General features: G+C 68.5%; 12 protein-coding genes. 5 read left to right on the top strand and 7 right to left on the bottom strand.

The window, feature by feature from the left end:
- The 4 genes from AB4Z09_RS28000 to AB4Z09_RS27985 form a co-directional block, all read right to left on the bottom strand.
- Positions 1-818, bottom strand: an 818-nt coding sequence (locus AB4Z09_RS28000; RefSeq protein ID WP_442241260.1) for a LysR substrate-binding domain-containing protein, incomplete at its 3' end; no start/stop codon positions are given.
- Between the two features lie 113 nt (positions 819-931).
- Positions 932-1789, bottom strand: a complete 858-nt coding sequence (locus AB4Z09_RS27995) for an alpha/beta hydrolase (protein ID WP_114721087.1) — start codon at positions 1787-1789, stop codon at positions 932-934.
- Positions 1790-1950: 161 nt separating this feature from the next.
- Entirely contained in the window at positions 1951-2625 is a 675-nt protein-coding gene (locus AB4Z09_RS27990; RefSeq protein ID WP_005515884.1) for a Crp/Fnr family transcriptional regulator, read from the bottom strand.
- A gap of 213 nt (positions 2626-2838) precedes the next feature.
- A complete protein-coding gene (locus AB4Z09_RS27985; protein WP_114721085.1) occupies positions 2839-3120 on the bottom strand; it encodes a hypothetical protein in 282 nt (93 codons plus the stop codon).
- Positions 3121-3295: 175 nt separating this feature from the next.
- Between AB4Z09_RS27985 and nth the strand changes: the two genes are divergently transcribed.
- Genes nth through marP form a run of 4 tightly spaced genes read left to right on the top strand, consistent with a single transcriptional unit; the run spans position 3296 to position 6598 of the window.
- Positions 3296-3976 (top strand): endonuclease III, encoded by a 681-nt coding sequence (gene nth, locus AB4Z09_RS27980; RefSeq protein WP_114721380.1) that lies wholly within the window; start codon positions 3296-3298, stop codon positions 3974-3976.
- A gap of 5 nt (positions 3977-3981) precedes the next feature.
- Positions 3982-4650 (top strand): TlpA family protein disulfide reductase, encoded by a 669-nt coding sequence (locus AB4Z09_RS27975; RefSeq protein WP_174907868.1) that lies wholly within the window; start codon positions 3982-3984, stop codon positions 4648-4650.
- On the top strand, positions 4647-5411 hold the full coding sequence (locus AB4Z09_RS27970; RefSeq protein WP_174907870.1) for an NUDIX hydrolase: 765 nt from the start codon (positions 4647-4649) through the stop codon (positions 5409-5411). Before AB4Z09_RS27975 ends, AB4Z09_RS27970 begins: the two co-directional genes overlap by 4 nt.
- Complete coding sequence (gene marP, locus AB4Z09_RS27965) at positions 5408-6598, top strand: acid resistance serine protease MarP (RefSeq protein WP_114721079.1); 1191 nt, start codon at positions 5408-5410, stop codon at positions 6596-6598. The genes AB4Z09_RS27970 and marP overlap by 4 nt, the downstream gene beginning before the upstream one ends.
- A gap of 26 nt (positions 6599-6624) precedes the next feature.
- Here marP and AB4Z09_RS27960 read toward each other — a convergent pair whose 3' ends face one another.
- The 3 genes from AB4Z09_RS27960 to nhaA are packed head-to-tail and all read right to left on the bottom strand — an operon-like array spanning position 6625 to position 9371.
- Positions 6625-7560, bottom strand: a complete 936-nt coding sequence (locus AB4Z09_RS27960) for an alpha/beta fold hydrolase (protein WP_174907873.1) — start codon at positions 7558-7560, stop codon at positions 6625-6627.
- Positions 7561-7579: 19 nt separating this feature from the next.
- Positions 7580-8104, bottom strand: coding sequence for a phage holin family protein (locus AB4Z09_RS27955; RefSeq protein ID WP_174907875.1), 525 nt, complete (start codon positions 8102-8104; stop codon positions 7580-7582).
- A gap of 58 nt (positions 8105-8162) precedes the next feature.
- On the bottom strand, positions 8163-9371 hold the full coding sequence (nhaA, locus tag AB4Z09_RS27950) for a Na+/H+ antiporter NhaA (protein ID WP_174907877.1): 1209 nt from the start codon (positions 9369-9371) through the stop codon (positions 8163-8165).
- A gap of 321 nt (positions 9372-9692) precedes the next feature.
- On the opposite strand from nhaA, the gene AB4Z09_RS27945 reads away from it, so the two are divergent.
- Positions 9693-11024 carry an MFS transporter gene (locus tag AB4Z09_RS27945; protein ID WP_114721378.1) on the top strand — a complete coding sequence of 444 codons (1332 nt, stop codon included), beginning with the start codon at positions 9693-9695 and terminating at the stop codon, positions 11022-11024.
- The last annotated feature ends 211 nt before the right edge of the window (positions 11025-11235 follow it).

Genomic DNA, 11235 nt, shown 5'->3' with positions numbered 1-11235 from the left:
ATCGGATCCAGCGTGATCGGCAGCGTGGTCAGCCGGGCGTCGTCCCGGGGGATCAGGCTCGGGAGCACCGCCACCATATCGGTCTCGAGCAGCAGCTGGCGCACCGTCAGGAACGACGTGGCCTCCACCAGGTTCTCCGGGAGGGAGAGGCTGTTCCGGGCGAAGAACTCCTCGAGCTCCCGACGCAGCGCGGTTTCCACCCCGGGCAGGATCCACGGGTACTGGGTGAGTTCGCTCAGTCGGATGTCATCGCGACCCGCGAGTGGATGTCCCACGCGCGTCACGAGTTCCACCGACTCGGCGTACAACGTGCGCCGCACCGCCATCTCGTCGGTGGGGGAGGTGAGCCTGCCGACGATGAGATCGATACGCCCGGACTGCAGTTCGGTCAGCAGCATCTCCGGCGTGCCCTCGCGCACGATCACCGTCAGCAGCGGTCGCTCGTTCTTCAGTCTGGCGATCGCACCGGGCAGCAGCACGTTCGAACCCGCGAGATGTGTTCCGACGACAACGGTTCCGCGGTCGGCGTCCGCAAGCTCGACGACGTGCCGGCCGGCCTGGGTCAGTTGCGCGATGACCGCTCGGGCGTGCGCCGTGAACGCCTCGCCGAAGATGGTCGGGGTGATTCCCCGTGGGCCGCGGTCGTACAGGGACACACCGAGAATCGACTCGAGATCGTGCAGGCTGCGCGTCGCGACGGGTTGCGTGACGTGGAGTGCCGCGGCCGCGGCGACGACGCTGCCCTGACTGGTCAGCGCGTCGACGAGGAGCAGGTGGCGGAGCTTGAGGCGCCCGTCCAGCAGTTTGGGCATGTCCATGGTGGAATCCTAGCGACGACCGCATCCGACGTATACCGTCAGCGGTTTGGCGGTTGCGATGCGCAACTGTACTGCGGCGAGGCGGATTTCGAGGTCTCGGTGGTGCAGCGCCCTCAGGACGTGTGCTCGAGGCCCGCGAACAGCCCGAGCAGTGCGGTACTCAGAGCCGACGCGGGATCGGCGAGATCGAGGAACACGTCGTAATGATTGCGGTCCGGGATCACCAGGAGTTCGCTCTCGGATCGACGGGCCCACGCGCTGTGGAACCTCCGACTCTGGGCGAGGAACCCGACGCCGTCGTGCTCGGCCACGGCGACCACCGCCCGCGGACCGACCCGGTCGGTCTGCAACATCGGGCTCAGCGCACTCGCCCGTGGGGTGTCGAGGCTCAACCACTCGTTCGCGAACGAGTTCACGAGTGGCCGGATGTCGAACAGTCCGCTGATCGGCATCGCCGCGCGGACCACGTCGTCCGGCAGACCGAGCGGATCCTGCCAGCCGGGGACCATCGTGGTGGCGGTCAGGTGGCCGCCCGCGGAGCTGCCGCCCACCACGATGCGGTTCGGGTCCAGTCCGTGCTCCGCGCCGTGGTGGTACACCCACGCGACCGCCGCTCGCACCTGCCGGACGATCTCTTCGAGCGGGGTGTCGGGGGCGAGGCCGTAGTCGACCGCGACGGTGGCGATGCCGGCGGCGTCGAGCATGCGCGCCATGAACGCGGTGTGGTGCCGCGACAGCGCCCGCCAGTACCCGCCGTGGATCGCCACGAACACCGGTCGCAGCCCGGTCCCGGTTCCCCAGACATCGAGGCGCTCGAGGCTGTCGGGGTCGTAGCGCAGATCCTGGCACCCGTCGAGCCCGTCGACGGCCTCGCGCGAGCGCTGCCGATACTCCTCGATCGTGGCATCGAACAGTTCGGCGGAGACGGTGTTGCGGACGTTGTAGTCCGCATCGATCTGCGGGTCGGTCATCCTCCCATCCTCTGGGGCGAAGCGAATGCCTGTCGAATGCGAAATCCGGGCAGAGGTATGACCGTGCAGCTATGGCTACTCGACCACAGAAACGACGAAGCCGCCCGGCCCCGAATGGGGACAGGCGGCTTCGGGTCGTTCGGTGCCGGTCGCTCGCGCGATCAGCGAGCGCGGCGCGCCAGACGCTCCGAGTCGGAGATCAGGACGCTCTTGCCCTCGAGCCGCAGCCAGCCGCGGTGCGCGAAGTCGGCCAGGGCCTTGTTCACGGTTTCGCGGGAGGCGCCGACGAGCTGGGCGATCTCTTCCTGCGTGAGGTCGTGCGTCACGCGGAGCGAGCCGGCCTCCTGGGTGCCGAAGCGCTGCGCGAGCTGCAGCAGTGCCTTGGCGACACGACCCGGGACGTCGGTGAAGATCAGGTCCGCGAGGTTGTTGTTGGTCCGGCGCAGGCGACGCGCGAGAACACGCAGCAGCTGCTCCGCGATCTCCGGGCGCTGGTCGATCCACGACTTCAGAGCGTCGCGGTCCATGCTCACGGCGCGAACCTCGGTGACCGTGGTCGCGGTCGACGTACGCGGACCCGGGTCGAAGATCGACAGCTCGCCGAACATGTCCGACGGACCCATGATCGTCAGCAGGTTCTCGCGGCCGTCCGGCGAACGGCGGCCGAGCTTCACCTTGCCGGAGACGATGATGTACAGACGATCGCCGGGCTCACCCTCGTTGAAGATGACGTGCCCGCGCGGGAAATCGACGGGCTGAAGCTGCTTGACCAGCGCAGCCACCGCCGAGGGCTCGACTCCTTGGAAGATGCCGGCTCTGGCCAGGACCTCGTCCACGTGCGCTCCTTTGGAAAAATCTGTTCATCAATGCAAGTTGCTGCACGTCGACTGAGGTCTCATGCAACGAGTACGAGAAGAAAGTCTACTTGGCATCGCTGTGGGACGAGTCACGGACACCACGTAGAGTTCTACAACTTTGCGAAAATCCCTCCCCGGACTGTTCGAGGAAGACACTCGAGGCCGATCGAATCGGCCGGCCGGCGCGCGGGATCAGCTGGCGCGGCGGGTGCTCTCGGGGTTTTCCAGGTCGTCCGTGTCGTCGGCGATCTCGGTCTGACCACCCTTCTTCCGGCGACGGTGGAAACGGGCCAGCGCGTGGGGGAATCCCTCGTTGGCCAGGGTCGCCACCTCGTCCTGGCTGGCCTGGTCGAGGAACTCCTCGACCTCCTGCTCGCGGACGGTGAGACGCCGAAGTCGGAACTCGACACGCTCCATCGCCAGCGCGAACAACATGAGCAGCACCGGGAACAGCACCACAGCCAGACCTTGCATACCGGGAAGTAAACACTGCGAAGGTCTCAGAATCGACACAGTCCGGAATCCGATCGGACGCCGGGTCCGTAGAGTTGTCGAGGTGCATGCGACCTCAGGAGACGACCCGAATCAGGGTGCGGGTGCCGCCGCGACAGGCGAGTCCCGGCTCGCGCTCGTGCGCCGGGCACGGCGGATGAACCGCCGCCTGAAGGTGGCGTTTCCGCACGTCTACTGCGAGCTCGACTTCACGACGCCGCTCGAGCTCACGGTCGCGACGATCCTGTCGGCCCAGTGCACCGATGTGCGCGTCAACCAGGTCACTCCGGCATTGTTCGCGCGCTACCCGGACGCCCGCGCCTACGCGGAGGCCGACCGGACCGAGCTCGAGGAGTACATCCGGTCGACCGGTTTCTATCGCAACAAGGCGAACTCGATCATCGGCCTCGGGCAGGCTCTGCTCGAGCGCTACGACGGCGAGGTGCCCGGCAAGTTGAAGGACCTCGTGGCGCTGCCCGGGATCGGTCGCAAGACGGCGAACGTCGTCCTCGGGAACGCGTTCGGCGTGCCCGGAATCACAGTCGATACGCACTTCGGGCGGCTCGTCCGGCGCTGGAAGTGGACCGAGGAGACCGACCCGGTCAAGGTCGAGCACGCGGTCGGGGCACTCATCGAACGCAAGGAGTGGACCGACCTGTCGCACCGGGTGATCTTCCACGGTCGCCGGGTCTGTCATTCGCGCAAGCCCGCGTGCGGTGTGTGCGTGCTCGCGAAGGACTGCCCGTCCTTCGGTGCCGGGCCCACGGATCCGGTTGCGGCGGCCGCGCTCGTGAAGGGCCCGGAGACCGAGCACCTTCTCGAACTGGCAGGCATGTGAGCGGTATGCGGATCTCGAATGCCGCGCGGTGGAGCCTGGCCGCGCTCGTGGTGGTGGCGGCGCTCGTCGTGGCGATCTGGCCGCGCGGCGACAGCGACGAACAGGAGATCGGGGACTACCCTGGTGCGGGCCGCTCGACGTCGCAGCAGGAGCGTCGGGCTTCGGACTCGCCCGAGGCCCTGGCCCCGCTGCGGGCTGAGGCCGCACTCGCACCGTGCCCCATGGCCGCCGGCCCCGCACCCGACGGTTCCGTGTTGACGGGCATCACGCTCGAGTGCCTCGGCGACGGCACCCGAGTCGACCTCGGTGCCGCGCTCGCGGGCAAGCCGGTGTTGCTGAACATCTGGGCCTACTGGTGCGGGCCGTGCCGGGAGGAACTGCCGTATCTCCAGCAATATGCGGACCGTGCGGGCGACGCGGTTACCGTTCTGACGGTGCACACCGATTCCAACGAGGCCAACGCGCTCGCCCGACTCGCCGAGTACGACGTGCACCTGCCCGGCGTCCAGGACGGTGCGGTGCGGGTGCAGGCGGCCGTCGGGTCGCCCGCTGTGCTGCCGGTGTCCGTGCTGATCCGTCCGGACGGCACCGTCGCGAAGATCCTGCCGCAGCCGTTCCGGAGCGTCGACGAGATCGCCGACGTCGTCCAGCAGTATCTCGGCGTCGCCGCATGAGCCTCTACCCGCAGTCCGGCGGGGCTCCCGAATGGCTGCGCGCGGTGACGAGCACCCTCCCCGCCGACCCCAACCGCGTCAACCCGGTGCTGAACCGACGGTCGCCGACGGGCGCCAGGGTGCGGCCCGCCGCGGTACTGGTGCTGTTCGGCGGCTCGCACGAGTCCGATCCGCTCGCCATCGGCGGGCTGCCCGCCGACGCCGACGTCCTGCTCACCCAGCGCGCATCGACGATGCGGCAGCACAGCGGGCAGGTCGCATTCCCCGGCGGTGCAGCCGACCCGGAGGACGACGGTCCCGTCGACACCGCGCTCCGGGAGGCGGAGGAAGAGACCGGCCTGGTGCGCAGCGGCGTCCAACCGCTCGCGACGCTGCCCGAGATCTTCATCCCGCCGTCCGGGTTCGACGTCACTCCCGTGCTCGCGTACTGGCGCGACCCCAGCCCGGTCGGCGTCGTGGACCCCGCCGAGGCCGAGCGGGTGGTGCGGGTCCCGCTGCGGGAGCTGATCGACCCGGACAACCGGTTCCAGGTCCGGCACCGCGCCGGCTACCAGGGCCCCGCGTTCGAGGTGGACGGAATGCTCGTGTGGGGATTCACCGCGGGCGTGCTCGCCGGGCTCCTGGCCGTGTCCGGCTGGGAACTCGAATGGGACCACCGCGACATCCGAGACCTCGATGCCACGCTCACCCAGGTGGACAGCGGACTGGAGAACACCGAACCCGGACACCTGCGTCCGGGTCGAGGAATGGGGGAGCGTTGAGCGGATCGGGTTGGATCGATCTGGCCGTGATCCTGGTGGCGCTGCTCGCGGCGTCGTCGGGGTGGCGGCAGGGTGCGGTCGCGTCGGCGCTCGCGTTCCTCGGGGTCGTGCTCGGTGCCGTCGCCGGCATCCTCATCGCACCGCACGTCCTGGTCCACGTGGACGAGGGCCGGATGCGGGTCCTCGCCGGCATCGCGCTGATCGTCGCGCTGGTCGTGATCGGCGAGGTCGCGGGCATGGTGCTGGGGCGGGCGGCCCGCAGCGGCATGCACAGCCCGGTGGCTCGGTCGGTGGACAGTTTCGTCGGCGCAGGACTGCAGTTGACCGCGGTGCTGGTTGCCGCCTGGCTGCTCGCGATCCCGCTCACCTCGTCGACCCAGGCCAATGTGGCCGGCGCGGTCCGCGGATCCAAGGTGCTCACCGCCGTCGACGACGTCGCCCCCGACTGGCTACGCCAGGTGCCCAGCGAGTTTTCGGCACTGCTCGACACCTCCGGACTTCCCGACGTCATCGGTCCGTTCGGCCGCACGCCGATCACGAACGTCGAGCCGCCGGACCCGAGTGTGCTCGCGAGCCCGGTGGCGCAGCGGCTGCAGTCGAGTGTCCTGCGGATTCGCGGCGTCGCACCGAGTTGTCAGAAGGCGCTCGAAGGCTCCGGATTCGTGGTGGGACCTGAGCGCGTCATGACCAACGCCCACGTCGTCGCCGGGACGTCGGCGGTCACCGTCGACACCGCCGACGGGCCGCTCGACGCCCGCGTCGTGGTGTTCGATCCGGCCGTGGACGTCGCCGTCCTCGACGTGCCGGGGCTGCGGGCCACGCCACTCACCTTCGCCCCCGAGCAGGCGCGGACCGGTGACAGTGCCATCGTCCTCGGCTACCCGGGCGGTGGGCCCTACACCGCCAGCGCTGCACGCATCCGTGAGGTTCTGGACCTGCGCGGCCCGGACATCTACCGGTCCGGCACGGTCGAGCGTGAGGTCTACACCGTGCGCGGGTCGATCCGTCAGGGCAACTCGGGTGGCCCGCTGGTCGATGAGAAGGGGCAGGTCCTGGGTGTGGTGTTCGGTGCCGCCGTCGACGACAGCGACACCGGGTTCGTGCTCACCGCCGATGAGGTCTCCCGTCAGCTCGACCTGGCCGGCCAGTCCACGGAAACGGTCGGGACCGGGGTGTGCATCGTCTGAGTCCGGGTGGCCTGTGCCGCCCGGGCTCAGCGTGAGGCGAGCGCGAACCGCGTCAGTTCCGCGGTGACCTCGTCGGGGGACTCCTGGTGTGCGAAGTGGCCGGCGCCCGCGATCCGGTGCAGTTGCTGTCCCGGCGCGTGCGCGGTGGACTGCTCGACGGTCCTCGCGAGGACGTAGCGGTCCAGCGTGCCGTGGATCTGCAGGACCGGGATCTGAACCTGCTTGTCCATCGCCGTCATGAAGCGGTGGCCGTCCGGGCGGAACTGGCTGCGGAACGCCCACCGCTGGTACTCCAGCGCCGAGTGCGCGACCCGGGGAATCTGGATCGCCGACCGGAGCCGGTTCGCCACGTCGGCGAACTGCTCCGACTGCGGCCACGCCGGACCGGATCGGGCGCGCAGGAGGCGTTCGACCTCGGCGCCGTCGTCGCGGACCAGTCGTCGCTCCGGCCGCCACGGCACCTGGTAATCGAGGAACGTCGGCAGCAGCGCGGACCGCTGTCGGCGGTCCTTCAGAACGGACTGCTTGAGCGCGATCGGGTGCGGCGAGCTGATCAGACCGATCGACCGCACGAGCCGCGGGTGCAGCAGTGTGGTCGCCCAGCAGACAAGTCCGCCGTCGGCGTGGCCGATGAGGGTGGCGTCGGTGTGGCCCATCGCCCGGATCAGTCCCGCGATGTCACCGGCGAGCGTCCAGCCGTCATAGCCGCGGGGCGGGGTGTCGGTGTCGCCGTAGCCGCGCAGGTCGACCGCGACGGTGCGGAAACCGGCGTCCGCGAGTGCGGGCAGCTGGTGGCGCCACGTCCACCAGAAGTCTGCGAAGCCGTGCAGGAGGACGACGAGCGGCGCGTCGGGGCGTGCGGGGCCGGTCTCCGCGGTGTGGATGCGGATGCCGTTCGCATGGATGTCACGATGCGTCCACGGTCCGTCGAAACGGACCGTGGACGGGTCGGGCTGTGTCACTGATTCGACCACCGCCGGATCAGCCGGCGGTGCCCGTTCCGGTACCCAGCGGGGACGCGCTGTCCGGGCGCTGGCCCGGCAGCACCGTCGCGGCCTGCTTGAGGGAGTCGATCGTCTTGTTCGGCGCGCGCACCTTGCGGACCCGCATGTAGCCGAGCAGCGCGAGGATGCCGGTGACGACCAGCATCAGCACGAAGACGATCAGGAACGACGCCCAGCGATCGAGCCACACGCTGAGCAGCTCCGCGAGGAAGAAAAAGAAGAAGAACGCGCTGAACACCAGCACGGCCAGCGCCAGGATGAAGAACAGGCTGCCCTGCAGCCCCTTCTTGACCTCGCTGGTGACCTCGGACTTCGCCAGCTCGACCTCGGCGCGGAACAGCGTCGACACCTGGGCGGTCGCGTCGCGCACCAGGGTGCCGATCGACGCGGTCTCCGGGTTGTGGAGGTCGGTGAGGGGAATCGAGGAAACCGTGGTCGGGACGCCGTCGCCGGTGAACCGGCCGCCGTCTCCCGTGACTCCGTTGCCGTTGGTGACGCTCACTTCTCGACCCCTCCAGGTTGTTCTGACGCGCTGGTTACTGCGACCCGCGAGCGGTCACTCACGAGCCCTCGGCAGCGGCGCGGGCCTGATGGACCCGTCCGCGTCGCAACAGTAGCGCCGATCCGAGCAGTGACGCAGCCAACGACGTCACGAGCACCGCGGCCTTCGCGATGTCCGCTTCGCTGCCGTCGCCGATACCCGCGAGAGCAAGATCGGCCACCAGAAGGCTAACGGTGAACCCGATCGCGCCGAGCACCGACAGGGCGAACATGTCGCGCATGCCCAGGAGTCGGGGCTTGGTCGCGATGCCCAGACGGATCGCGAGCCACGAGATACCGAAGATTCCGACGGTCTTGCCGACCAGGAGTCCGAGGATGATTGCCAGGCCGATGCGATCGGTGAACAGCTGCCCGAGGACCTGGCCGTTGATCGGGACGCCGGATGCGAACAGGGCGAACAGGGGCACGCAGATCGCCGCGGAGTACGGCTGCAGCCGGTGTTCGAGCCGGGTCGCGGGGGCGTACTGCTCGCCCGGATCGGTCCGGACCCGGGTGAGCAGGCCCAGCGCGACGCCGGCCAGTGTTGCGTGGATCCCCGCCTCGTGGACGCTGTACCAGGTCAGCAGGGCCAGCGGGACGTACAGCAGGGGTGTCGTGATGCGGCGCTTCTGCGCGTACCAGTAGACGACGAGGCACACGATCGCCGTCAGGATCCACAGCATCGCGATGGAACTGGTGAACAGCACCGCGATCAGCACGATCGCGAGCAGGTCGTCGACCACCGCGAGGCTGAGCAGGAACACGCGGGCGCTCGCCGGGATCCGCGAGCCGGTCAGCGCGAGCACACCGAGCGCGAAGGCGATGTCGGTGGCGACCGGGATCGCCCAGCCGCGGTCCATGCCTGGGGCGCCGGCGCCGACGACGGCCGCGATGATCGCCGGCACCACGACGCCGCCGCACGCGGCGATGATCGGCAGCAGCGCCTTCTTCCGGTCGGCCAGTTCGCCGACCACGAGCTCGCGTTTGAGCTCGAGACCAGCGACGAAGAAGAAGATCGCGAGCAGACCGTCCTGTGCCCAGGTGCCGAGGCTGAGGTTCAGGTGGATGGCGGCGGGGCCGATCTGCCAGTCCCGCAGTGACGTGTAAGCGTCGGCGAAGGGAGAGTTTGCCCACAGCACGGCCAGAGCGGCGGCGATCAGCAGGATGGACCCGCCCACCGTTTCGGTGCGGAGGTAGCGGGCGAGTTCGGAGCGTGCGGCAGAAATCAAGGAAAGCCTCTCACCTGGGGTTACGTCGGGTACGGCAAAGCTGTCGCCGACCAGACTTCCCGGCACTCCTCCTAGATCTTAACGGGTTCTTTGCAACCGTTCAGTCGGTAACCGTCGGTTGCGACTTCGTGTGCGCGCCGTGTTCAATTCCTAAGGTTTGGGATGGATTTCCATTCAGTGGAACTTTGGGAACCAGCTCACGGGCGGGGGAGCCATCGAGATGTTTGTGCAGGAGATTGTCACGTGAGCAAGGATGTCGAGTCCGCCGAGCGCGGACAGGACGAGTTATCGACGGCCGGCGCCCCGGCGGACGCGTCGACGGTGGGCGGCGTCCCGCGCAGCCGCATCGTCGTCGCGAGCATGGTCGGAACCTCGATCGAGTTCTACGACTTCTACATCTATGCGACGGCCGCGGTATCGGTCTTCCCGCACCTGTTCTTCCCCAAGGGCAACGACACCACCGCGCTGCTGGCGTCGTTCGCGACGTTCGGTCTGGCGTTCGTCGCCCGGCCGCTCGGTTCCATCCTGTTCGGTCACTTCGGTGACCGCATCGGTCGCAAGGCCACGCTCGTCGGATCGCTGCTCACGATGGGCATCGCGACGTTCCTGATCGGCCTGCTGCCCACCTATCACGCGGTGGGGCTTTGGGCGCCGGCGCTGCTGGCCCTGATGCGTTTCTGCCAGGGTCTCGGCCTCGGCGGTGAGTGGTCCGGCGCGGCACTGCTGGCGACGGAGACCGCGAAGAGCGGCAAGCGGGCGTGGGCCGCGATGTGGCCGCAGTTGGGCGCACCGATCGGGTTCTTCTTCGCCAACGGCCTGTTCCTGCTGATCACGCTCACTCTCGGCTACACCAGCAGCTCCGATCCCGACCTCGACAGCGCATTCCTGTCGTGGGGCTGGCGAATTCCGTTCCTGTTGAGCGCGCTGATGGTGATGATCGGTCTGTACGTGCGCCTCAAGCTCGAGGAGACGCCGGTGTTCGCCCGGGCCGTCGCCAACGGCGAGAAGGTCAAGACCCCGCTCAAGGAGGTCTTCAAGACCAGCTGGCGTCAGCTGATCATCGGCACGTTCGTGATGCTCGCGACGTACACGCTCTTCTACATCATGACCACGTGGGTGCTCAGCTACGGGACCGGCAAGACCGCCGCTGACGGCGGGTACGGTGCCGGATTCCAGTACCGCGACTTCCTGGTTCTGCAGTTGGTGGCGGTGCTGTTCTTCGCGGCCACCATCCCGCTCGCCGGTTGGCTCGCCGACCGCTACGGGCGCCGCATCACGCTGCTGGTCATCACCGCCGCCATGATGGTCTTCGGTCTGACGTTCGGTCTCCTCCTCGGGACCGAGGGCATGACCGATGCCCGGATGCTGGTCTTCCTGATCATCGGCATGGTGTTGATGGGCCTGACGTTCGGCCCGATGAGTGCGGTCCTGCCGGAGTTGTTCCCGACCAATGTCCGGTACACGGGCTCCGGCATCGCGTACAACACCGCGAGCATCCTGGGCGCCGCGGTGGCCCCGTTCATCGCGACCTGGCTGGCCACGAGCTACGGCGTCGGCTGGGTGGGTATCTACCTGCTGATCGCGTCGGCGCTCACGTTCGTCGCGCTGCTGGTGATGCGCGAGACCAAGGACGAGTCGCTCGACGAGATCTGATCCCGGCCGGGATACGAAGGAGGGTGTGACCGTCGCGGTCACACCCTCCTTCGTTCTTTGTCGAGGTTCCTGCCTCTGCCGGCTCGGCCGAGGCAGATCAGCACGTCTGCTGGACGAACAGCGGGTAGGGCTCGCCGGACATCATGCGGGAGTAGCGGACGCGGGGACGCTCGGCGCCCTCCATCGGAGCACCCTCGATCCAGGCGTAGGT

This window comes from Rhodococcus sp. TAF43 (genome assembly GCF_052113525.1).
GTDB lineage: Bacteria > Actinomycetota > Actinomycetes > Mycobacteriales > Mycobacteriaceae > Prescottella.
The sequence above is the reverse complement of the archived record's forward strand: the minus strand, read 5'-3'. Positions and strand labels throughout refer to the sequence as shown.